At 65.4% G+C, this 22,374-nt stretch carries 23 protein-coding genes; 11 read left to right on the top strand and 12 right to left on the bottom strand.

Annotated elements, in window-relative coordinates; all coding sequences use genetic code 11:
• Window positions 1–54: 54 nt before the first annotated feature.
• Window positions 55–921: a helix-turn-helix domain-containing protein gene (locus AC0KVN_RS18235; protein WP_004209457.1), complete on the top strand. Its 867-nt coding sequence runs from the start codon at window positions 55–57 to the stop codon at window positions 919–921.
• Window positions 914–2,188: an amidohydrolase family protein gene (locus AC0KVN_RS18230; protein ID WP_435568614.1), complete on the top strand. Its 1,275-nt coding sequence runs from the start codon at window positions 914–916 to the stop codon at window positions 2,186–2,188. Before AC0KVN_RS18235 ends, AC0KVN_RS18230 begins: the two co-directional genes overlap by 8 nt.
• A 166-nt stretch (window positions 2,189–2,354) precedes the next feature.
• On the opposite strand, the gene AC0KVN_RS18225 is transcribed toward AC0KVN_RS18230, so the two are convergent.
• The 5 genes from AC0KVN_RS18225 to AC0KVN_RS18205 form a co-directional block, all read right to left on the bottom strand.
• The gene (locus tag AC0KVN_RS18225; protein ID WP_435568615.1) at window positions 2,355–3,716 is read right to left on the bottom strand and encodes an aromatic ring-hydroxylating oxygenase subunit alpha; all 1,362 of its coding nucleotides are present in this window, start codon (window positions 3,714–3,716) and stop codon (window positions 2,355–2,357) included.
• Between the two features lie 74 nt (window positions 3,717–3,790).
• Window positions 3,791–4,570, bottom strand: a complete 780-nt coding sequence (locus AC0KVN_RS18220; RefSeq protein ID WP_483656249.1) for an enoyl-CoA hydratase/isomerase family protein — start codon at window positions 4,568–4,570, stop codon at window positions 3,791–3,793.
• Window positions 4,570–5,817, bottom strand: a complete 1,248-nt coding sequence (locus AC0KVN_RS18215; protein WP_435568617.1) for an acetyl-CoA hydrolase/transferase family protein — start codon at window positions 5,815–5,817, stop codon at window positions 4,570–4,572. The genes AC0KVN_RS18220 and AC0KVN_RS18215 overlap by 1 nt, the downstream gene beginning before the upstream one ends.
• Window positions 5,814–6,695 carry an HpcH/HpaI aldolase/citrate lyase family protein gene (locus AC0KVN_RS18210; RefSeq protein WP_423300560.1) on the bottom strand — a complete coding sequence of 294 codons (882 nt, stop codon included), beginning with the start codon at window positions 6,693–6,695 and terminating at the stop codon, window positions 5,814–5,816. Before AC0KVN_RS18210 ends, AC0KVN_RS18215 begins: the two co-directional genes overlap by 4 nt.
• Window positions 6,696–6,705: 10 nt before the next feature.
• Entirely contained in the window at window positions 6,706–7,872 is a 1,167-nt protein-coding gene (locus AC0KVN_RS18205; protein ID WP_435568618.1) for an acyl-CoA dehydrogenase family protein, read from the bottom strand.
• A 164-nt stretch (window positions 7,873–8,036) separates the two neighbouring features.
• Between AC0KVN_RS18205 and AC0KVN_RS18200 the strand changes: the two genes are divergently transcribed.
• The 3 genes from AC0KVN_RS18200 to AC0KVN_RS18190 all read left to right on the top strand — a co-directional run bounded on the left by AC0KVN_RS18200 (window position 8,037) and on the right by AC0KVN_RS18190 (window position 11,626).
• Window positions 8,037–9,200 (top strand): CaiB/BaiF CoA transferase family protein, encoded by a 1,164-nt coding sequence (locus AC0KVN_RS18200; RefSeq protein ID WP_435568633.1) that lies wholly within the window; start codon window positions 8,037–8,039, stop codon window positions 9,198–9,200.
• A gap of 103 nt (window positions 9,201–9,303) precedes the next feature.
• Window positions 9,304–10,686: an aromatic ring-hydroxylating oxygenase subunit alpha gene (locus tag AC0KVN_RS18195; protein WP_435568634.1), complete on the top strand. Its 1,383-nt coding sequence runs from the start codon at window positions 9,304–9,306 to the stop codon at window positions 10,684–10,686.
• 19 nt (window positions 10,687–10,705) lie between these two features.
• Window positions 10,706–11,626: a TIGR03619 family F420-dependent LLM class oxidoreductase gene (locus AC0KVN_RS18190; protein ID WP_435568619.1), complete on the top strand. Its 921-nt coding sequence runs from the start codon at window positions 10,706–10,708 to the stop codon at window positions 11,624–11,626.
• A gap of 70 nt (window positions 11,627–11,696) precedes the next feature.
• On the opposite strand, the gene AC0KVN_RS18185 is transcribed toward AC0KVN_RS18190, so the two are convergent.
• Window positions 11,697–12,611: an acyl-CoA dehydrogenase family protein gene (locus AC0KVN_RS18185; protein WP_435568620.1), complete on the bottom strand. Its 915-nt coding sequence runs from the start codon at window positions 12,609–12,611 to the stop codon at window positions 11,697–11,699.
• Window positions 12,611–13,756: an acyl-CoA dehydrogenase family protein gene (locus tag AC0KVN_RS18180; protein WP_435568621.1), complete on the bottom strand. Its 1,146-nt coding sequence runs from the start codon at window positions 13,754–13,756 to the stop codon at window positions 12,611–12,613. The genes AC0KVN_RS18185 and AC0KVN_RS18180 overlap by 1 nt, the downstream gene beginning before the upstream one ends.
• A gap of 140 nt (window positions 13,757–13,896) precedes the next feature.
• Between AC0KVN_RS18180 and AC0KVN_RS18175 the strand changes: the two genes are divergently transcribed.
• The 4 genes from AC0KVN_RS18175 to AC0KVN_RS18160 all read left to right on the top strand — a co-directional run bounded on the left by AC0KVN_RS18175 (window position 13,897) and on the right by AC0KVN_RS18160 (window position 18,642).
• Complete coding sequence (locus AC0KVN_RS18175; protein WP_435568622.1) at window positions 13,897–14,211, top strand: Rieske (2Fe-2S) protein; 315 nt, start codon at window positions 13,897–13,899, stop codon at window positions 14,209–14,211.
• A 90-nt stretch (window positions 14,212–14,301) separates the two neighbouring features.
• Window positions 14,302–15,510 (top strand): acyl-CoA dehydrogenase family protein, encoded by a 1,209-nt coding sequence (locus AC0KVN_RS18170; protein WP_435568623.1) that lies wholly within the window; start codon window positions 14,302–14,304, stop codon window positions 15,508–15,510.
• The gene (locus AC0KVN_RS18165) at window positions 15,507–16,487 is read left to right on the top strand and encodes an acyl-CoA dehydrogenase family protein (protein ID WP_435568624.1); all 981 of its coding nucleotides are present in this window, start codon (window positions 15,507–15,509) and stop codon (window positions 16,485–16,487) included. The genes AC0KVN_RS18170 and AC0KVN_RS18165 overlap by 4 nt, the downstream gene beginning before the upstream one ends.
• Before the next feature lie 22 nt (window positions 16,488–16,509).
• Window positions 16,510–18,642 carry a hypothetical protein gene (locus tag AC0KVN_RS18160; protein WP_435568625.1) on the top strand — a complete coding sequence of 711 codons (2,133 nt, stop codon included), beginning with the start codon at window positions 16,510–16,512 and terminating at the stop codon, window positions 18,640–18,642.
• Between the two features lie 40 nt (window positions 18,643–18,682).
• On the opposite strand, the gene AC0KVN_RS18155 is transcribed toward AC0KVN_RS18160, so the two are convergent.
• The gene (locus AC0KVN_RS18155; RefSeq protein ID WP_435568626.1) at window positions 18,683–19,213 is read right to left on the bottom strand and encodes a hypothetical protein; all 531 of its coding nucleotides are present in this window, start codon (window positions 19,211–19,213) and stop codon (window positions 18,683–18,685) included.
• A 146-nt stretch (window positions 19,214–19,359) separates the two neighbouring features.
• Here AC0KVN_RS18155 and AC0KVN_RS18150 point away from each other — a divergent pair, with 146 nt between their 5' ends.
• Together AC0KVN_RS18150 and AC0KVN_RS18145 are read left to right on the top strand one after the other, a co-directional pair.
• Window positions 19,360–19,803, top strand: a complete 444-nt coding sequence (locus tag AC0KVN_RS18150; protein ID WP_037508146.1) for a hypothetical protein — start codon at window positions 19,360–19,362, stop codon at window positions 19,801–19,803.
• A 298-nt stretch (window positions 19,804–20,101) separates the two neighbouring features.
• Window positions 20,102–20,761, top strand: a complete 660-nt coding sequence (locus tag AC0KVN_RS18145; protein WP_435568627.1) for a DUF6891 domain-containing protein — start codon at window positions 20,102–20,104, stop codon at window positions 20,759–20,761.
• Between the two features lie 209 nt (window positions 20,762–20,970).
• Here the strand turns inward: AC0KVN_RS18145 and AC0KVN_RS18140 are convergent, their stop codons facing one another.
• From AC0KVN_RS18140 to AC0KVN_RS18125, 4 genes are all read right to left on the bottom strand, one after another.
• Entirely contained in the window at window positions 20,971–21,267 is a 297-nt protein-coding gene (locus AC0KVN_RS18140; protein ID WP_435568628.1) for a LysR family transcriptional regulator, read from the bottom strand.
• A 57-nt stretch (window positions 21,268–21,324) separates the two neighbouring features.
• Window positions 21,325–21,717 carry a type II toxin-antitoxin system death-on-curing family toxin gene (locus AC0KVN_RS18135; protein ID WP_435568629.1) on the bottom strand — a complete coding sequence of 131 codons (393 nt, stop codon included), beginning with the start codon at window positions 21,715–21,717 and terminating at the stop codon, window positions 21,325–21,327.
• Window positions 21,717–21,944 (bottom strand): AbrB/MazE/SpoVT family DNA-binding domain-containing protein, encoded by a 228-nt coding sequence (locus AC0KVN_RS18130; RefSeq protein ID WP_333883041.1) that lies wholly within the window; start codon window positions 21,942–21,944, stop codon window positions 21,717–21,719. Before AC0KVN_RS18130 ends, AC0KVN_RS18135 begins: the two co-directional genes overlap by 1 nt.
• Before the next feature lie 188 nt (window positions 21,945–22,132).
• Window positions 22,133–22,374, bottom strand: a 242-nt coding sequence (locus AC0KVN_RS18125; protein ID WP_483656248.1) for a hypothetical protein, incomplete at its 5' end; no start/stop codon positions are given.

Raw genomic sequence — 22,374 nt, 5'->3', positions numbered from 1 at the left:
GACAGCCTCCCGGCGTTAGTGAACAACCATGTTCAATAACGAAGGAGAGGAACCATGGCTCTGATCGAGTCCCATAAGCCGAGGGTAGCCAAGACCGAGTCCAACAAGGCGAAGATCGCCAAGCGCGTGGTCGAGGTACTGGAATTTTTCGACGAGGATCATCCGCAGGCGACGGTGATGGACATTGTCCGCCGCTTCGACCGCCCGCAGTCGAGCACGTCCGAATTGCTGTCGAGCCTGGTCGACCTGGGCCTGCTCCACAAGGATCCGGGTTCGCGCGCCTATTCGCCGACCCCGCGCGCTGCGATGCTGGGTGCCGCGATCCAGCCGCGCATGGTGCGCGATGGCGTCCTCAACGGCCTGATCGATCGCCTGTCGGCCCAGACGGGCCTTGGCATTGCTGTGTTCGGCATGGTCGGCCTCAACATCCAGATCGTTCACTGGCGCGCTGGCAAGAAGGCGCTGCGCACCTCGGCCAATAACGGCCTGGCCGGTGGCCGCCAGGAACGGCTGACCGACTCCGCCGCCGGTCTGCTGATGCTCTCGACCGTGCAGCAGCCGCGCCGCGACGGCCTGATCCGTCGCCTCAATGCCGAAGCGCCGCAGGAGCGCAAGTTCGTCTTCGCCGATGTCGCCGGCCAGGTGCAGCGCTGCCGGGACGAGGGCCATATCAGCGGCTTTGCCGGCTTTGGCTCGATCGCCGACGTCACCGCCATGCTGCTGCCCCACATGCCCGACGGCCAGCCGCTGGCGATCGGCTTCGTCTATGAACCGTCCGACCAGATCGATGCCGCCGGCCTGCAGCGCACGCTCAGCGAAGCGGTCCGCCGTTCGGTCGAGGAACAGTCGCCGGCCGCCTCCGTCCAGCCGATCTTCGAATCCGCCAGCTGGCAGGGCGCGCTGGAGGTGAAGCATGGCTGATGTGAAGGACAAGGACGTCGCCGACGCCCAGGCCGCCCGCAAATATTGGTCGGCCGAAGGCTATACCGAAGGCGGCGTCATCCGCGAGGTCGATTACAGCACCCAGTCGGGCGGGCTCGACCCGTCGCTGGCCGGCATCAAGATCGTCGATACCGACACCCATATCACCGAAGCGCCGGACCTCTTCACCTCGCGCGCGCCGGCCAAGTACAAGGCCAAGGTGCCCTATGTGAAGCAGGACGCCGACGGCGTCGAACGCTGGTATGTGGGCGACCGCAATTTCGGGTCGATGGGCGGCAACGTCATCCGCGCCGACAATAACAAGCTGCTCGGCCGTCTTGCCTTCCCCAAGCTGGCGCAGGCGCATCCGGGTGGCCATCTGATCAAGGAACGGCTGCAGGCGATGGACGATATGGGCATCTATGCCCAGATCGGCTTCCAGAATTCCGGCGTCACCCAGGCCGGATCGCTGATGTCGCTGGGCGACCCAGACCTCGCGGTCGCGATCATCCAGATGTATAATGACGCATCGGCCGAATATCAGCAGGTGTCGGGCGAACGCATCTTCAACATGGCCCATCTGCCATTCTGGGACCAGAAGGCGATGGAGACCGAAGCACGGCGCTGCGTCGACATGGGCCTGCGCGGCTTCGTGTTGCCCGACACGCCCGAGCGCGTCGGCGTGCCGAGCTTCCTCAATGATTATTGGACGCCCTTCCTGGAAATGTGCGAGGCCGAAGGCCTGCCGCTCAATTTCCATCTCAATGCGGCGATCGACCCCAATACGCTCACCTGGGACGGCTTCGGCTTTGAACAGACGCTGTCGGTGGTCGCGACCATGTTCTCGATCGGCAATGCCGCGACGCTGGGCAACTGGATGGTGTCGGGTCGCCTGGACCGTCATCCCAAGCTGAAGATCGGCCTGATCGAAAGCGGCGCGGGCTGGGTGCCCTTCGCGATCGAGGCGCTGGAGCATCAGTTCGACGAAATGCTGCCGAGCAAGGTCGGCCTGCTCAACAAGCGGCCGTGGGAATATTTCCGCGACCATTTCTGGGTCACCTTCTGGTTCGAGAAGGTCGCGCCCAAGCTGCTGCTGGAAACGATCGGCGTCGACAAGGTCATGTTCGAAACCGATTTCCCGCATCCGACCTCGCTCTATCCGGGCGTGCAGGCGCATCTGACCGATGTGCTGGGCGGCTATGACTTTGCAGTGAAGAAGAAGGTGCTGCAGGACAATGCGGTGAACCTCTACAAGCTGCCTTTCTGAGGGGCGCAATCCGGATGAAAACGGAAAGGGGCGCTCCTGCCGGGAGCGCCCCTTTCCATTGGAGGGCGGTCGTCGAAGACAGTCATTGGTGAAAATGGAGACGCGAAAGCGCTCCGCCGCCAGACAGATGATCGGCGGCGAAGGGCCAGGAACGCGGCAATGTCGGTCAGTCCAGCGGCTTTGGTGCGCCAGTCCCCATGTAGCGGGACAGGTTGTAATGGAGGCTGGCCACCGCCCGCTCCATATAGGGGTTGGGCTGGGTGCCGCGGAAGCCGACATTCTTCATGCCCTGCTGCACCGCCTGCATATTGGTGAAATCCTGTTGCAGCACCGGCGGCCATTGCTCCGCGCTGGTATATTCCCATTCGGTCGCGGGGGTTTCCGCGTCCGGGAAGAGTTCATAGACCGCCGCCTCGAAAATGCACTTGTCCGGATCCGCGCCATAGGGGCGGGCGGAGTAGCAGAGCATGTTGTTGACGGCATGGCCGATCTGGAAATTGGGGAAGATCTGCCAGGCGGTGCCACTTTTCGCCGTATGGGCGGGTTCGACCACCGGCCAGAAGACGCCACGCTTCTCGTCATCGGCGCGCGCCGTGGCCAGCCAGTGCTGCAGCACCTGCGGCGCAGGGGTGCCCTCGGGCAGTTCGTCCTTCAGCCGCTGGGCGGCGGCGACCAAAGTCATGGTCGTGTTGGTATTGGCATTTTCCCAGGTGAAAAGCTGCATTTCCGCGGTCGACAGGCGCGGGTCTTCGCCTGAACCGATGCGCAGCTTGGCCTGGTTCTCGTCCATATTCTTGGGCGCTTCATAGCCGATATTGGTGTGCAGCCCATGTTTGCGCGCCCAGCCGCGAAATTCGCCGAAGGCGTTGAATTCGGGATGGGTTGTCTGGACATGATAGGTCTCGCTGAATGCCTCCATCGCGACCTTCCAGTTGCAGTCGAAGATGATCCATTTGCGCCAGCGATAGCGCATATTCTGGAGGCCGAAGGGATCGAGCATGTCGGGCACCACGCCCAGATATTCAGCGAGCGGGCCGCAATCGGGATCGAGATTGATCCAGGCCCAGCCGCCCCATGTGTCGACGCTGACCTTGCCAAGCGCGGTGCGCTGCGCCGTCAGCTTGCCCTGCCAGTCATCGGCATGGTTGGCGAAGGTGCATTGGCCCTGGCGGTCGAAGGTCCAGCCATGAAAGCCGCAGATGATCGACTTGCGGTTGCCGCGCGCGTTGCGCTGGCCTGCGGGCGTGTCGATCAGGCGGCGGCCGCGATGCGGGCAGACATTATGATAAGCGCTCAGCTCATCCGGCCCGGTGCGCATGATGATGACCGAGTCTTCGAGAATGTCATAGGTGACGAAATCGCCAACCTCGGGAATATCCTCCAGCCGGGCCGCCTGCAGCCAGACCTTGCGCCACAGCCGGTCCTGCTCGGCGCGGGCATAGTGTTTCGACACATAGGCTTCGACCGGGACGACGACCGGCTCGATCAGATCCTCGCCGGGCATGCCGATGCTGCTGATCTCGTTCATGGCCTATTCCTTCTCCATTCTACCCTTTTGCCATGTCCGCGTCACCCGGACTTGACGATTTCAGACAGTCGGGCTCAGCGCCCGGTCCATTGCGGCTTGCGTTTTTCGGCGAAGGCGCGCGGTCCTTCCTGCGCGTCCTCGCTATGATAAGTATATTCGGATGCCGCGCGGGCAGCCTGCAGCGCGGCGGCGCGGCCCATTTCGGTCGCCAGAATCACCGTGTCGCGCCCGGCCTTCACCGACAGGGGCGCACCCTCCAAAATCTCCGCCGCCAGATCGAGCGCCGCCTGCATCAGGGCTTCCGGCTCGGCCAGGCGATTGACCAGGCCGATCTCGTAGGCGCGCTGGGCAGTGATCGGTTTGCCGGTCAGGATGATCTCCATCATGATCCGCTGCGGGATCATGTGAATGAGCGGCGCGGCCCAGGGCGAGCTGCGCCCCACCTTCACCTCGGTAATGGCGAAGCGCGCGGCCGTGCTGGCAACGCACAGGTCGCAGGCCTGGGCGATCATCCAGCCACCGGCAAAGGCGACGCCGTTCACCGCCGCGATCGTCGGCTTGCTGAGTTCGATACCGTCATAGGGCAGCGGGAACATGGCGCGCGGCGGCACGGTCATGCCGGTGTCGACCATTTCCTTGAGATCGCCGCCCGCGCAAAAGGCCTTGTCCCCCGCGCCGGTCAGGATGGCGACGCGCAGCGCCGGATCATCCTCGAACCGTTGCCAGGCGGTGCGCAGCCCCTCGCGCACGTCGCGACTGAGGCAGTTGCGCTGGTCGGGGCGGTTGATGGTGAGGATGGCGATGCCGTCGGCCCGCGCCTCGAACAGGACTGCGTCGGTTGAAGCGTCGGGCATCAATACCCCCTCTGCTGGATGATATGGGCCGACCGCTCCAGTTCCTCGCGGAAGGCGGGGTCGGCGATGGCGATCAGGCGGCGGGTGCGTTCGGCCAGCGTCTGCCCTTTCAGTTCCGCCGCGCCATATTCGGTGACGATGATGTCGACATCGCTGCGCGCGGTGGTGACCGGGCCGGACAGGCTGGGCACGATCTTGCTCAAACTGCCGCCCTTGGCCGAGGCGGAGAGCGCGATGATCGAGCAGCCGCCGGGCGAGCGGGCGCCGGCGCGGACGAAATCGACCTGGCCGCCGGTGCCGCCCAGATAGGCCGCGCCCGACTGTTCGGCATTGACCTGGCCGGTGAGGTCCACCTCCAGCGCGCTGTTGATGGTGACGAGGCGCGAGAGTCGCCCGAGGACGGCGGCATCATGGGTGTAGCTGGTCGCGCACATGCGGATGGCCGGGTTGTTATGCGCCCAGTCATAGAGGCGGCGGGTGCCGATCAGCGCGCCGTTGATCGAGACGCCGGTGTCGATTTCCTTGCGGGCGTTGGTCAGCACGCCCGCTTCTGCCAGTTCCACCAGCCCGTCGCCCAGCATGCCCGAATGGACGCCGAGGTCGCGCCGGTCGCCCAGCAGCCGCAATATCGCGTCGGGCACCGCGCCGACCCCGGTCTGGATCACCGATCCGTCGCCGATATAGGCGGCGCAGTGGCGGGCGATCGCTTCGTCGGTCTCGCCGATCTTCGCGGGCGCCACCTCGACCGGCGGGCGCGACACGGGGATGGCGACGTCGATGGCGGATGCGGGGATCAACTCGCCCGGCACATAGGGCACGGCTTCGTTGATCTCCGCGATCACGACCCGCGCCTTGTCCACGGCGGCGCGGACATAGTCGCCGATCAGGCCGCAGCTATGATTGCCGTCGGCGTCGGCCGGGCTGAGCTGAATCATCGCCACGTCGCAGCCGATGATGCCGGCCGTAATCATCGGCGCAACCTGGCTGACATGGACGGGGATGACCTGCAGCTTGCCGGCTTTCGTCATCGACCGGAGTGCACCGATCGCACCCATGGAGGAGAGGCGGAAGCTGTCGGCGCTTTCGGGCGTGAACAGGCCTGAGAAGCTGGTGGCGATGAAGGCGGACAGGTCGCCGATCCGCGCGCCCCGCTCGATCAGCGCGCTGACCAGGCTGACCGGCTCGCCGCAGGCCTGACCAAAGACGATGCGGTCGCCGCGCCGCAGATAGGGGGTGAGGTCGATCACAAGGCCCCGGCCTGGCGCAGCAACTGCTCGGCGCGGCTGAGATAAGGCCGGTCGAGCATCCCGCCCTTGTAGCCGATCGCGCCGACGCCGGGATTGGCGGCGAAGATGTCGACGATCGCCTGGGCTTCGGCAATCTCTTCTTCGGTCGGGGTGAAGGCGGCGTTGATGACATCGACCTGCGCCGGGTGGATCGCCAGCATGCCGCGATAGCCGTCGCGCCGCACCTTTTCGGCGCGTGCCTTCAGCCCGTCGAGGTCGCGGAAATCGCCCTGGATCGTCTCGATCGCGGTGACGCCGGCGGTGGCGGCGCCCAGCAGGCACATGGAGCGCGCCAGTTCATAGGTGAAGCCATAGCTGCCGTCGGCATTGCGGTTGGAACTGGCGCCGATCGAGTCGGCCAGATCCTCCGCGCCCCAGGTCAGCGCCACCACGCGCGGGGCGCCCTTGTAATCGCCGGTATGGAACATCGCCTCGGCCGTTTCGGTGACCAGCACGATCAGCGGGGTCGATCCCCGTTCGATGCCATGCGCCGCTTCGAACGCGGTCAGATAATGGTCGAGCAATTCGACATCCTGCCGGCCATAGACTTTGGGCAGCATGATGCCGCCCGGCCGCGCCGGCATGATCGCGGCGAGATCATCGAGCGTATAGGGGCCGTCGAGCGGATTGACCCGGACCCAGAGCCGCTCGCGCCCTTCCGGCCTGGCGGCGAGAAAATCATGCACCATCTGGCGGGCGAGCGGCTTGTTTTCGGTCGCGACCGCATCCTCCAGGTCGAACAGCGCGATGTCGGCGGCGCTGTCCGCCGCCTTGGCCATCTTCTTCTCGCTGTCGCCCGGCGCGAACAGCCAGGAGCGCATCTTGATCGGCAGCGTCATCGTTTTCGCCTCAATAGGATTTGGGCAATTCCAGCACCTTTTCGGCGATGAAATTGAGGATCATGTGGGGGCTGACCGGGGCGGTGCGCGGGATCAGCACTTCGCGCAGCAGCCGTTCGACATGATATTCCTGGGCATAGCCCATGCCGCCCAGGGTCAGCATCGCGGTATGGCAGGCTTCGAACGCGGATTCGGCGGCGAGATATTTGCCGCTGTTCGCCTCCACGCCGCATTCCTCGCCCTTGTCGAACAGGGTGGCGGCCTTCATCACCATCAGGTTCGCCGCCTCCAGCTGCATCCAGCATTTGGCGAGCGGATGCTGGATCCCCTGATTCATGCCGATCGGCCGGTCGAAGACGATGCGTTCGCGGGCATAGCGGGCGGCGCGCTGGATCGCGTTGCGGCCGATGCCGATCGCTTCGGCGCCGAGCAATATGCGTTCCGGGTTCAGCCCCTTGAGGATGATCCTGAAGCCCTGACCTTCCTCGCCGATCCGATCCTCTTCGGGGATGAAGAGGTCGTTGATGAACAGCATGTTGGAGCCGACCGCATGGCGGCCCATCTTGGGGATCAGCTGATGCTCGATCTTGCTGCGATCCAGTTTGGTGAAGAAGAGCGACAGGCCCTGCGTCTTGTTCTTCACTTCATCGAGCGGGGTGGTGCGAGCGAGCAGCATCATCCGGTCGGCGACATGGGCGTTGGTGATCCAGATCTTCTCGCCATTGACGCGATAACCGCCCTCGACCCGATCGGCTCTGGTCTTGAGCTTGGTGGTGTCGAGCCCGGTATTGGGTTCGGTCACGGCAAAGCACATCTTCTCCGCGCCCGAGATGATCGGCGGGATCATGCGCTGTTGCTGCTCCGCCGTGCCGAACAGGGCGATCGGCTCCAGGCTGAAGACCGGGCCGTGGATGCTGGACGCCGCCGTCATGCCGCCGCCGGCCTCCGCCACCGCCTGCACCATGATCGCCGCTTCGGTAATGCCCAGGCCTGCGCCACCGGCGGCTTCGGGCATGGCGATGCCCAGCCAGCCGGCGTCCGCCATCGCCCGGTGGAAATCTAACGGGAAGACGGCATCCTTGTCCCGTTCCAGCCAATAATCGTCGGGGAACTGGGCACAGAGCTGGAACACCGCGTCGCGGATGTTCCTCTGGTCTTCGGTCAGGGCAAAATCCACGTCTCTGGGGGCCTTCTGCTGGCGTCTGGATGATCGCCTGCGGGTATCATCCGGCCTCCCGCGCGCACAATCGGGCGGCCCCACATATCGGTGGGGCGAAGGGGTTGCGCGTGGATTTCGCCGCGCCCTTGGCCTAGCCCCAAGGCAGTTATGGGGAGAGGATGATGGACGCGACGCACATGCCGAAAGGGCCGCTGGCCGGGATCCGCGTGGTGGACCTGACGGCGATGGTATTCGGCCCCTATGCGACCCAGATCATGGCCGACATGGGGGCCGACGTGATCAAGATCGAGCCACCGGCCGGCGATGCCACGCGCTATATCAATGCCGGGCCGGCGCCCGCGCTGGGCGGCGTCTTCACCAACGTCAATCGCGGCAAGCGCAGCCTGGTGCTGGACCTGCGGCAGGAGGAGGACAAGACGGTGCTGCGCGCGCTGATCGCCACCGCCGATGTCTTCATCCATTCGATGCGCGGCAAGGCGATCGCCAAGCTGGGCTTCGACTATCAGGCGGTGAAGGCGATCAGGCCCGACATCGTCTACACCAATTGCTATGGCTATAGCCGGCGCGGGCCGGACGGCGACAAGCCTGCCTATGACGACACGATCCAGGCCGAATGCGGCATCCCGCATTTGCAGCAACTGATGACCGGCAAGCCCGATTTCATGGCGACGATCATCGCCGACAAGGTGGCGGGCCTCACTGGCCTCTATGCGACGATGATGGCGCTGTTCCACCGCGAGCGCACCGGCGAGGGGCAGGAGGTGGAAGTCTCCATGTTCGAGACGATGGCGTCCTTCATGCTCACCGAACATGCGAGCGGCATGCTGTTCGAGCCGCCGCTGGGGCCGGCCCATTATCACCGCGTCGTCGCCCGCAATCGCAAGCCCTATGCGACCAAGGACGGCCATGTCGCCGCGCTGGTCTATAATGACAAGCATTGGAACGCCTTCGTCGCGGCGGTGAACCCGCCCTGGGCGACCGACGAGTTCGACACGCTGGCCAAGCGGGCGAAGCAGATCGACCGGGTCTATGGCCTGCTGGGCGACACCTTTGCCGAGCGGACGACGCAGGAATGGCTTGAACTGCTGGAGGCGCTGCATATCCCGGCCGCGCCGCTGCGCACCACGGACGAACTGTTCGACAATGCGCATCTGAACGCGATCGGCTTTTTCGAGACGGTGGAGACGCCGCAGGGGCCGGTGCGCTTCCCCGGCGTGCCGACCTGGTTCTCGCAGACGCCGGGCCGGGTCGCTGGCGGCGCGCCGGAACTGGGCGCGCACAGCCGGGAGGTGCTGGACGAACTGGGGGTGGCCGTCCATCGGTAGGGCGATGGGTTGGGGCGCTGCCTTGGCGCTCCCCAGCCCAGCCTTTACCACTTCATCCAAGCAAGAAATCTGGGTGAGGCATGGCATGGTTGAGGCTGCTGAAATGACGCGTGCGGGCTTCCCGCTGGAAATCAGCGATCCCGAGCGCATTCCCACGGCACGTTATTATGACGCGGATTTCTATCGCCGCGAATGCGAGGAATTGTGGCCCCATGTCTGGCAGATGGCCTGCCGCGTGGAGCAGGTGCCGGAGGTCGGCGACTGGATCGAATATAGCAATCTGGGCAAGTCCGTCATCATCGTGCGGACCAAGGACGGCATTCGCGCCTATCATAATGCCTGCCGCCATCGCGGCGTGCCGCTGACCGAGGGCAGCCATGGCAATTGCAAGGGCAAGGGCTTCATCTGTCCCTTCCATGGCTGGCGCTGGAATATCGAGGGCAAGAATACCTTCGTCTATGGCCGGCACATGTTCTCCGAGCATCAGCTGGACGAGCAGGATCTGGCGCTGCGCCCGTGCCGCACCGAGATCGAGATGGGCTGCGTCTTCATCAATTTCGACGATGACGCGCCGTCACTGCGTGAACAGCTCGGCCCGCTCGCGGTGGGGCTCGACGCCTATAATGCCGACAAGATGCGCGCCGAATGGTGTTTCGGCACGGTGCTGCCGGCCAATTGGAAGGTCGCGATGGAAGCCTTCATGGAAGGCTATCATGTCATGCGCACCCATCCGCAGCTGCAGCAGAAGGTGCCGATCCTCTATAACATGATGTACGGCATGGACACCGGCGGGATCGGCGTGCCGATCAATCCCAACCGGTCCATGAAGGAAAATATCGTCGACCAGGTCGACCATATGCAGCTGCTGAGCGAGGGCATGGCCGGCATGTGCCATGCCAAGGATGTCGCGGTCGCCCGTACCCTGATCGACGTGGAACTGCCCGAAGACCCGCAACAGGCGATCATGCACTGGTTCGGCATGGTCAATCATTGCGTGACCCAGGCCGGGCAGGCGCGCGGCGAACCCACGCCCGATCTCAACAAGCTGGCGGTGGAAACCCCGGTCAAGTCGGTGGAATTCATCTTCCCCAATTATTTCCTGCTGCCCTTCCTCTCCAGCATGGCGGCCTATCGCATCCGCCCGATCGGCCCGGAAAGCTGCATGTTCGAGCTATGGTCGCTGACCCATTTCCCCGAAGGGCAGGAGCCGCCGGTGGTGATGGAACCGGTGATGCTGCCCTATGACAGCGATCAGTTCCCGATGATCCCGCGCCAAGATTATTCCAACATCCCGCTGCAGCAGAAGGGGCTGCATGCCGAGGGCTTCGACTTCATGCGCCTGTCCAAGGTGATCGAAGGGCTGATCAGCAATTATCAGCGGATCATCGACGGCTATATCCGGCATGAACCCATGGATAAGCTGAGCGCGGCGACGCAGAAGCTGGCCGGCAATTTCGACGGGCCGGTGCTCGATCTGGGCTTCTGAGCCGGCGGGAGGCGGGGTCATGAAATTCGCCTTCGGCATGCCCCGGCTGATCGAGCTGAAGGCGACGATGCAGCCCTGGGAATTGTCGGTCACGGGGGCGGACCAGACGCAGCTGGCGAAGCTGGCCGATGATCTGGGTTACGACATGATCAGCGTGCCGGAACATTTCCTGATCCCGCGCGCCCATGTCGACCTGTCGGGGCCGCATCATTTCCATGCCTATGCGGCGATGGGCTATTATGCCGGCGCGACCAGCCGCATCCGCATCAACAGCTCGATTTCGATCCTGCCGCTGCAGCATCCCGCGATCACCGCCAAGGCGCTGTCGACGATCGACTGGCTGTCGGGCGGTCGGGCGATGGTGACCTTCGGCGCGGGCTGGCTGGAGCAGGAGTTCGACCTGCTCGGCGTCCCCTTCCACCAGCGCGGGCGAATGTGCGACGAATATCTGGCTGCGATCGTCGAGCTTTGGACCAGCGACGATCCGCAATTCGAGGGCGAGTTCGTGTCCTTCCGCGATGTCGCCTTTGCCCCGCGCCCGGTGCAGCAACCGCATATGCCGATCTGGATGGGTGGCGAGGCCGACGCCGTGCTCAGGCGCGCCGCGCGCCATGCCAGCGGCTGGTGGCCTTATCTAACGAAACCCGAGGATATCCCGGCCAAGATCGACTTCATCAAGTCGCAGCCCGGCTATGACGGCCGGCCGTTCGACGTGATGTACGGCTTTGCCACCAGCCGGGTCGGCGAGGGGCATGCCGTGGTCGATGATCCGCGCGCCCGGCCGGGCATGACCGCACCGGAGATCATCGACCGGCTCGGCTGGTTCGCGACGCTGGGCGTCACCATGAGTTCGGTGCCAATCCCGGCGGTGCGCAGCATCAGCGAATATGAGGATTATGCCCGCTGGGTGATCGAGGAGATCAAGCCGAAGCTGGGCTAGAGCCTGATCGTCTGAGGTGGAAGCGCGCCGCGCTTTCACCGATGGCGTGAATCAGGCTCTTTCATTGATTCTAACCCCAGAGCGCATCGGCAACGGCGAGCGCCTGGCCGCCGCGTCCGCCGAGGTCGCCGATCAGCGCCTTGAGGCGATAGGTCCACAGGTGCAGCGGATGCTCCAGCGTCATGCCCATGGCGCCGAGGAACTGGTGGAAATCATAGACGCAGCTGCGCGCCGATTCCTGCGCATGCAGCGCGGCCAGCGCTGCGTCCCCGGCATCGAGCGTGGCCGCCGCCTTCATCGCCAGCCAGTAGAGTCCGTTGGCGCGGACCTGCGCCTCGGCCAGGCGATGGCGCAGCGCCTGGAAGGTGGCGAGCGGGCGGCCAAACTGCTGGCGATCGGTGACATAGGTCGCGGTGCTGTCGAGCGCGGCGGCGAGCAGGCCTGCCGCCTCCGTCGCCAGCGCCACGCGCCAGCGGGTGCGGACATCGTCGGCCGACACGGCGTGATCGGTAAGATCGTCGGGCTGGGCGATCAGGCTGCCCATCGGATAGGCGTAGAGGGCTTCGGGTTCGGCCCGGACATGCTCGGGGCCGGCGACGAAGCTACGCACGCGATCGGACCCGACCAGCAGCACCGTCGCACCCGGCGCAAGGAAGCGGACCGGGCGATGGGTCTTGCCTTCCTCCACCAGGCAGAGCGGGCGCGGCGTCGCATCACCCAGCAGCGGGCGGATAAGGGCGCTGGCCGCCGCCTCCACCGCCTGGGGCAGGCGCGCCAGCCGCTCGACCACCAGGGCGGCGCTGATCGCGCCGAGGTCGGGATCGAAACCGATATCGAGGAAGCCGCCTTCGGCGAGGTCACGGTCGAGCGCGTCGCTGCTGAGGGCAAAGCCTGCCTCATGCAGCGTCGCGCCGGCATAGGGCCGGGTCAGCGTGTCGATCGCGTCGAGGATGGCGATCTGGTCGTCGGTCAGGGACAGGTCCATCAGCGCGGCTCCCGTGGCAGTTTGAGCACATCGCTGGCGATGATGTTGAGCTGGATCTCCGCCGCGCCGGCGGCGATGCCCGCGACAATCCCGCGCTGATGATGCATCTTGAGATAGGGATGCGCGTCGGCCAGCGCCTGCGGCAGATATTCGACGATGAATTCGCACACGCGCCGTTCGGCCATCACCGTGGCGAAGCGGGCGGAGCTGGATTCTGCGCCGATCGCCTCGCCCCGGCAGCGGCGGTCGACGATCGCATAGCTGGCCATCCGCGCCGCTTCGCACAGCGCGGCGGCATGGGCGGCCTCGATCCGCACCGCCTCGCCGGCAAATTCGCCCTGCGTCTGGAGCAGCGCCACCGCCCGGTCGAGCGCGGCGCGGGCGAGGGCATAGCGGGGAATGCCGAGCCGCTCATTAGTGAGCGAATAGCCGATGATTTCCCAGGCCTGGCCTTCCTCGCCCAGCCGGGCCTCCACCGGCACGACGACATCGTCGAAGAAGACTTCGTGAATGTCGCCCTCGCCGATCAGCGAGGGGATTTGCCGGACGGTGATGCCGGGCGTGTCCATCGGCACCAGCAGGATGGAAATGCCCTTCTTGCGATCGTCGCTGGTGCGGCAGACCAGGAAACAGGTGTCGGCAAGCCCCGCATAGCTGGTCCAGATTTTCTGCCCCGACACGCGATAGACGTCGCCGTCGCGGGTCGCGCGGGTGCGCAGCGAGGCGAGGTCGGAGCCGGAACCGGGTTCGGAAAAGCCCTGGCACCACAGCGCCCGGCCGCCGGTGATGGCGGGCAGATACTGGGCTTTCTGCGCCTCCGATCCGTAGCGGATCAGCGTCGGCCCGACCCAGTTGACGTTCATATATTGGCCGCCGCGTGGTTCGCCCGCGATCCACATTTCTTCGGCCAATATGGTCTGGTGCCAGGGGTCGAGGCCCTGGCCGCCAATCTCCCTGGTCCAGTGCGGGGTCAGCAGGCCTTCGTCGGCCAGGCGCCCGCAAAAGGTGCGGGCATAGTCGGTCAGCGCCGGGGAGGCCGGGCCATGTTGCGAGAAACGCTCCCAATCCTGCGGCAGCGTCGCGGCGAGAAAGTCGCGCAACCGCTGGCGAAAAGCCTCTTCATCCTGCGTCCATTCAAAATCCATCGGTCCACGCATCCCCTGCCGAACAGGGATGCGATACTTAAGAGCGGCGCGGCGCGACAGGGCGGCGGGCAAGAGAACGCCCCGGTGATGGGCATGAGCCGGCCCTTGCCGCGCTCCACCGGCTTGGGCAGCTTTCGGGCATGAGCGAGCGCGATTTCAAAATGGCAGCCTCCCTGGATGAGGTGCCGCTGGGCAAGACCAAAAGCGTGACCATCGACGGCCAGACCATCCTGCTGTGCAACAGCGACGGGCAGATTCACGCCATCGCCGCGCTCTGTTCCCATGCCGACGAACCGCTCGCCTGCGGTCGTATTCGCCTGGGCTGGATCGCCTGCCCGGCGCATGGTGCCCGGTTCGACCTGGAGACCGGCGAGCCACTGACCGGCCCGGCGAGCGAACCGATCGCCACCTATCCCGTCCGCATCGTCGACGACATGATCGAGGTGGCGATCTAGCGCCATCGCCTTGGGGATATCGCCGGCCGCCATCTTGCGGGGGGCCGCGCAATTGGGCCTAGCGTCGGGCATGGAAGGAACCGGAACGGGATGGAGGGGCAGGCTTTGACCGATGCGCTCGACGGGCTGCGGCAGGAAGTGCGCCAGTGGCTGGCTGACCATGCGCCCCAAGGCTGGCGGGAGCGCAGCAGCAGCGAGGCCGCCTTCCTACAGATCCAGCGCGACTGGTTCGCGAAGCTGGTCGAGGGCGGCTATGCCGTGCCGCACTGGCCGGCCCAATGGCCGGGCGGCGGCCGGTCGCTTGCCGAACAGAAGATCCTCTATGAGGAACTGGCTCGCGCCGACACGCCGCGGCTGCTGCTGTCCTTCATGTCGACCTATCATGCCGCCTGCACCCTGTTCGAATGGGCGAGCGAGGAGCAGCAGGCGCTGCTGATTCCGCGCATCCTGGCCGGCGAAATCTGGTGCCAGGGCTTTTCCGAACCCAATGCCGGGTCCGACCTAGCCAATGTCCGCACCCGCGCCGAGCGGGTCGGCGACCATTATGTCGTCAACGGGCAGAAGCTGTGGTCGACCATGGGCCAGTTCGCCGACAAATGCCTGTTGCTGGTGCGCACCAGCCAAGACGGGCCGAAACAGGCCGGCCTCACCTATCTGCTGCTCGATCTCAAGGCGCCGGGCGTCACCGCGCGGCCGATCCATCAGATTCACGGTGACGAGGAATTTGCCGAGCTGTTCCTCGACAATGTCGAGATTCCGGTCGCCGACCGGCTGGGCGCGGAAGGTCAGGGCTGGGCCGTGGCGCAATCCACCCTCTCGTCCGAACGCGGCCTGACCCTGCTGGAACTGAGCGCCCGGCTGCGTGGCGCGCTGTGGCGGCTGGCCGACCTGGTCCGCGCGCAGGGCCGGGAGGATGATAGCGGCATAGTCCGCGACTTCGGCCGGTTGAGCGCCAAGGTGGACGCCAGCTGCGCCGTCGCCGACCAGTTCCTCGCCAACCGCATCGCCGGGATCGAGCGGGTCGGCGACGCGTCGATCGTCAAGCTGTCCTATTCGCGCACGCTGCGGGAGTTCACATCGCTCGGGATTCGGCTGGGCGGTATCGACGCGCAATATCACAGCCCGATCACCTTTGGCGGCGGCATGGAGACCGGCAACTGGATGGCGGATTTCATGAACAGCTATGCCTGGACCATCGCCGGCGGCAGCGACGAGGTGCAACGCAACATCATCGCGGAACGGCTGGTCGGCATGCCGCGTGAACCCAAGAGCTGGACCTTGAAGGAGGGCGCGGCATGACCATGACCCGCGCGGAAGTACAGGATGCGGCCGACAAGGCGTTCGGCCAGAGCGAGTTGGCCCCGGATGCGGCGCAGAGCTGGGCGCTGATCGCCGAGATGGGCTGGCTGATGATGGGCGTGCCGGAGGAACTGGGCGGCCTGGGCCTCGGCCGCGAGGCGGCGGGCGTCATCCATCAGGGCGTGGGCAAGGCGCTGGTGCCCGGCCCCGTGCTGGCGCAGATGCTGACGATCGAGGCGCTGGCGGCGGCAGATGATCTGCCGGAGCGCGACGCGCTGATCGCTGACGCCATGGCGGGCGAGGTGATGACCGCGTCACTGGCGGGCGGGCTGGACGCTGCCGACCGGCTGACCTGCGTGCCCGATGCCGATACCGCCAGCCATGTTTTGCATGTCACGGCGGACCGGGTGGCGCTGATGCCGGCCGAGCAGGTTTCCGTCACGTATCGGCAAGGTTGGGACAAGAGCCGTCGCCTGTTCGATGTCGTCCTTGAAGGCACGGGCCTAACTTTGGCAGAGGGCGATGCCGCCCGCGCGCTGGCCGATCGGATCGAGGCGCTGCGCCTCTTCTGCCTGGCGGGCGACAGCCTGGGCGGCGCGGAGGCGGCGCTGGCGATGACCGTCGCCTATCTCGAAACGCGGCAGCAGTTCGATCGGCCGCTGGCGCTGTTCCAGGCGCTCAAGCATCGCGTCGCCGACATGCGGACGCAACTGACCGCCGCCGACGCCCTGTTCTGGAGCCGGGCGCAGCAGGCCGACGTCGATATCATCGCCCTGGGCGCGCTCAAGGCGCTGGCCTGCGCCGTCTATCGACTGGTCGCGGAAGAGGCGATCCAGCTCCATGGCGGCATCGGCCTCACCATGGAACATCCCTGTCACCTGTTCCTGAAGCGCGCGATGCTCAATTGCGCGCTCGGCGGCGATGCGGATCATTGGGACGAACAAACGGGCAGGGCGGCGCTAGCAGCGGCGGTCTGACACCATGACGGGAGAGAAGAAGATGCGCCGATCGATTGCCCTCTGCATGACAGCCCTGTCACTGGCCCTGGTCGCAACGGCAGGGACCGGCGCCGACGCCCAGCCGGGCAGCACCCCGGCCGCCGCCGCCGAAGACCCGCTCTTCACCCAGCCCTATATCGATATCGACGAATGGCGCGATGCGCCGGTGCGGCACCGCTATGTCCATGGCGGGTTCAAGGGGACGGAGACCCGCTTCTCCTTCTATTTCCCCGACAAGGCGCACTATCAGGGCCGCTTCTTCCAGCATATCACGCCGGTCCCGGATGACGAAAATCTGGCGCAGAAGCTGACCGATGGCGAGGAAAATTATATCGGCTTTTCGATCGCGTCGGGCGGCTATTATGTCGAGACCAATGGCGGCGGCCGCGATCAGGTGGGGATGCCGGGCAAGCCCAATGATTTCACCATCGCGGCCTATCGCGCCAATGCCGCATCGGCCCGCTATTCGCGCGTCGTCGCGCAGCAGATGTACGGCGGCAAGCGCCCCTATGGCTATGCCTTTGGCGGCAGTGGCGGCGGCTTCCGCACGGTCGGGTCGATCGAGAACACGACCGGCGTGTGGGACGGCGTCGTCCCCTATGTGCTGGGATCGCCGATGGCGCCGCCCAACATGTTCTCCGTGCGGATGCGCGCGATGCGGGTGCTCAACGACAAGTTCCCGCAGATATTGGACGCGGTCGAGCCGGGCGGCAGCGGCGACCCCTATGCCGGGCTGACGCCGCAACAGGCATCAGTGCTGCGCGAGGTAACGGCGATGGGTTTCCCGACGCCCAGCTGGTTCGGCTGGAAGACGATGGGCATCCACGGCTTTGCCGCCCTTTATGGCGGGATGGTGATGGCGGATGCCGGCTATTTCACCGATTTCTGGAACAAGCCGGGCTATCTTGGCCATGATGATCCCAAGAGTTTCGACGGCTATCGGCTGCAGCATGACGCGACCATCGCCGCGCCGATCAGCGCGGCGCAGGCAGCCGAACTGAAGCTCGACACGCGCATCACCGATGGCGCGGCCAACGTCGACAATGCCTTTGCCGCGCTGCAGGGCCGGGCGGCGCAGCGCATCGTCGCCTTCCGCCTGTCGAGCCCGCCGCCCAAGACCTATTTCGTCGGCGGCGACCTGATCGTCGGGTCCGGCGCGGCGCAGGGCAAGCGGCTGACGATCAACCGCATCGCCGGCGATGTCGTGATCCTGGGCGTGGTGGACGATGCGGTGGTCGACCGGCTGAAGGCCGGCGACAAGGTGCGCGTCGACAACAGCAATTTCCTCGCCGCCGAAACCTATCACTGGCATCAGGTGCCGCCGGCCGACGCCGGCTATCCGGTCTGGGACCAGTTTCGCGGCCCCGACGGCAAGCCGCTCTATCCGCAGCGCCCCTTCCTGCTCGGCCCGCTTTTCACTGCGGCGACCACCGGCAAGCCGATGGGCCAGCCGCCGATGACCGGGCAGTTCCAGGGCAAGATGATCCTGGTCGAAAATCTGTGGGATCGCGAAGCCATGCCGTGGCAGGGCGACTGGTATCGCCAGCGGGTGATCGCTGCGCAGGGCGCGGGCGTAGACCAGAATTTCCGCATCTGGTTCACCGACCATGCGCTGCATGGCGACAGCAGCCAGCAGGAAGACCCGACCCGCACGGTCAGTTATCTGGGCGTGCTGGAGCAAGCGCTGCGCGATTTGTCCGCCTGGGTGGAAAAGGGCGTCACCCCGCCTGCCAACACCGCCTATCGCATCGATAATGGCCAGGTGATCGTGCCGGCCGATGCGGCGGCACGGGGCGGCATCCAGCCGGTCGCCAGCGTCTCCGCCAATGGCGCGGCCAAGGCGGTGGTGAAGCCGGGCACGGCCGTGACCTTCCGCGCGACCATCAGTGTGCCGCCGGGCACCGGCCGGATCGTGTCGGCGGAATGGGATTTCGACGGCAGCGGCGCCTTTGCCGAGAAGGCGAAGCTGCCCGACGGTTCGGGCAGCAGCCTGACCCTGACCACGCGCCACAGCTTCGCCGCACCAGGCACCTATTTCCCCGCGCTGCGCATCGCGTCGGAGCGCAAGGGCGACGCCGCCGCCCCCTATGCCCGCATTCAGAATCTGGGTCGGGTGCGGGTCGTCGTCCAATAGCGGCAGAGGCGACGCCGCATCATGTGGCGCCCCTGTCCCGTCAGTTCGACACGTCAGGGCATTGGCCGGGACGTTTTTCCTCCTGGCCGGCCTTGAACCAGCGGGTCGACTGGGCATCGACGGCCTCGTCATAATAGCAGACCTCCGCCGTGCCGCTGGCCGGATCGACCAGGGTCAGCCATTGGTGCGGGCCGCAATTATGGGTCTCGCACGACCAGGCCGCGATCTTGCCGTCGACGGTCGCGATCGGCGAGGACGGGCCGCCATCCTCCAGCACCCATTTGCGCACTGCCTTGTCCGCGACCGCCGCCTTCACCGCCGCGACCACGGCGGGATCGTCGTTCCAGCTATGGGCGCCGACCTTGTCGAAGGGATATTTGCCGACATACTGGCTGAAAGCGTCTGCGCTGGGCGCGGCGGCGTTGGTCGCGTTGGCGGCGTTGGCCATGGCATTTTCGACCGCATTGACCGCATTGTCGGCCGGGCTGTTCTTCTCGCCGCTGCAGGCGGCCAGCGTGACAGACAGGAGGACGGGCAGGGTCAGGACGGTCCAGAGGCGGTGGCGGGTCATCGGCGGTCCTTTGCGGCAGGAGAATGCCCCCATCGTGGGGCGGGACGCGGCAGCGAGCAAGCGCGATTGCGCCACGGGCGCGGAAATTGGCGGCTGATCCGTCTGTAGGGGCAGATGATCTTCGATTGCGAAAGGCCCCTTGCCCGATGCGTTTCCCCCCTGCCCTGATCCTGCTCGCCAGCCTGGCCACCGCGCCCGCCACCGCCCAGACCGCGGCACCCGCCGACGGCCCGTTGAAGGTGGAAAATTACTACCGCGTCAAATGGGGCGGGATGGGCCAGTTCCTGACCACCTATCACAAACAGCATGAAGCGTTGCTGCGCGAGATGATGCGCCAGGGCTATATCAGCGAAGTCACGGTCGAGATGCCCTTCACCCATATGGGCGGCAGCACGCGGTGGGACGTGCGCACCACCATCGTCTACAAGCATGGCGCCGACGGCGTGGGCGCGGGCGAAGCATACAAGGCGGCGATGGCGGCGGCCAAGGCACGGATGTTCCCCGACAAGGCGGCGTTCGATGCCGAGGAGGCGAAGCGCATGGCGGTGACGGAGGATCATTGGGATGTGGTGCTGGAACCCGCGCCATAATTTTAGAAAATGCGGGAACGCATTTTCTGTGCCGCACCAGCCTTCAAACGAGGCACGTGACTCGTTTGAACCCCCACCCGACCACCCATAAAATACTGACGTTGGGCGGTCGACTGGAGGATCGGGCTGGCAGTTTCGATTTTCTGCAAAAACACTGACACGCCTTATGCAGATGGGGCATCGCTGCGGCGGACCGTGAAGCTGTCGCGATTCATGGGTGAAATGCCCCCTTTTCCTTTGCCCGAAGCCACGCCATGTTGGAGCCGAGTAAAGTGCATCGCGGGAGGCAGGCAAACGCATGTTCGGCGCATTGTGGAAACGAATCTTCGGCAAGACCAACGCCCCCGAGCAAGAAGCAGCCCTTCCCCCCTATGATCCGCTCGCCGCGCTGCGCGACCAGGTATGGCGCGACGTCGCCGGGGGATTTCATGACGATGACGCGATCCTGACCGCCGCCCACGACACGTTCGTCGAGGAACTGCCCGGCCCGACCCTGCGCCGCGAGGCATCGGCCGCGCTGCGTCAGGCGCTGGCCGAACATAATGCCGCCGAAAAGGCCTGGCCCGACATGACCGATTGCGACCGGCTGGACGCGGCCTTTGCCGCGCTGGAGGCCGAGGGCGTGATCGCCCGGCAGAATTTCACCTGCTGCGGCAGTTGCGGCGCGATCGAGATCTGGGACGAGATCGAGGAAGCGATCGGCGAAGGGCGCCCGGCCGAGGGTTATGCCTTTTTCCACATGCAGGACACCGAGGCGGCGGTGGAGGGCGAGGCGCTCTACCTCAATTACGGTGCCTGCGCGGCGGGCGAGGCGGCCGCGCTCGACATCGGCCGGCGGATCACCGCCCAACTCGACGCGCATGATCTGGCGGTCGATTGGGACGGCAGCTGGAGCATGCGCATCCAGGTTGTGCTCGACTGGAAGAAGCGCCGCACCCTGCGCATGCTGGAGGCCTGAACCGGCGAGCGGACGCCGGTTCGCCCCAGGGTCACGCCCGAAGTTCACAGCGTTATCGGCCTTTTCGGGGGATGTGCGCCGCTTTTGCACCGGCAGCGCGTCACCCACGCGCCTGCTCTGCATCAGAACGCGCCACCGGGGCGACGCATGTTGCGTCCATGATGCCCCGGTGACGCGACAGCTTTGCACCTGTTTTGCACCGATATGCCTCAGCGCCGCGTCGCGGCCTGCGGGCGAAGCTGGGTGGCGATCGGGTCGGCCATCGCCTGGGCATGCAGCGCCAGCGCGTTGCTCCAGTCCCCGTCGAAGGCGGTGCCGGCGAGGCGACGACGCAGGCGATGCGCGCTGGAGGGCGACATGCCGACCATGCGCGCGGCCTGGGCCACGCTGCCGCTCTGGTAGAGGGCGGTCAGGAAGGTTCGCTGCCGGGCCGGGGTCCAGCGGGCGGGGGTGAAGAGCGCCGGCGCGGGCTGCGCGGGCGGGCGAGCGGGGATGGACTGTGTCATTCCCCAGGGTAGATCAGAGGATCGCCGTGTAGGACAGGGGATATTGGCGCCGGGGTGTCAGGGGGCGAGATGGTGGCGAAACCAGTCAGCCAGTTCTTCTTCCGACAGGGTGCCAGCGGCCAGTTCCATGAACGCCACGACCAGTTCGGCATCGGTCGCGTTCACGCCATGGCCGTTCAGCAGCAGGAAGGTTTCGCTGACCACCGCCGCAATCCGTTTGTTGCCATCGACAAAGGGATGGTTACGCGCCAGCCCATAGGCGTAAGCTGCCGCCAGGGCAGCGGCATCCGGTTCACCATAATGGGCAAGTTGCTGGGGCCGCGCCATCGCGCTTTCGAACAGGCCACGATCGCGCAACGCGTCGCCGCCCCCGCCATGTTCGGCAATCTGCTCGGCATGGGCGGCTTCCGCCACGGCGGGCGTGATCCAGACCCAATCGGGCCGGACCATTATTTCGCCAGTTCGCGCAGCGCCCGCTTGCGCCGCGCCATGACTTCGCGCGCGGCGGCCATCTGCGCCTCGAAATCCGGCTCGGCCGCAGACAATTCGATGCCGCGCGGCGTGAGGACAACCGAAAGGCTGTCGCCCGCCGCCGCCTGGAGATGCGCCAGCAATTCCTTGGGCAGGATCACCCCGGCGCTGTTGCCGATCTTCGTGATCTTGAGGGGCATGTTCATACGCGGGTTATAACTGAGATGGCGCTTCACGACAACGTTCACCGGCATCATCCGCTAAGTCTCTGAAACTGAATCAGTTTAAATTCTTGAAAAAAAAGGTAGAATCATTATTATAAGAAATGGTCTGAAACTCGGCACAACCGGGAAGTAGGACTGACCCGGCGGGTAGCTTCGGTTATCCGCCCTTTTTATAGTTGCACAATGCCCAGCGCGTTTGACTTGCTTGCCGCCGTGTTCAAAACCGGCTGGAGACGGTCAAAGTATAGATGACCACCTTTACGCTTGACGTAGCTGTTAGGTGCATATTTTTGCTGCAAAAAATAAGCACATATGTCGGCCATCTGAATTGCCAAAGAGGCCGTTTCGAAAGGGGTTGAGCGGCTGAGGTTCGTGTGATTCCGGGGGTTTTGCAGACAACCCGGAGATCTTG

Source organism: Sphingobium sp. SG1 (assembly GCF_057063145.1).
The sequence above is the reverse complement of the archived record's forward strand: the minus strand, read 5'-3'. Positions and strand labels throughout refer to the sequence as shown.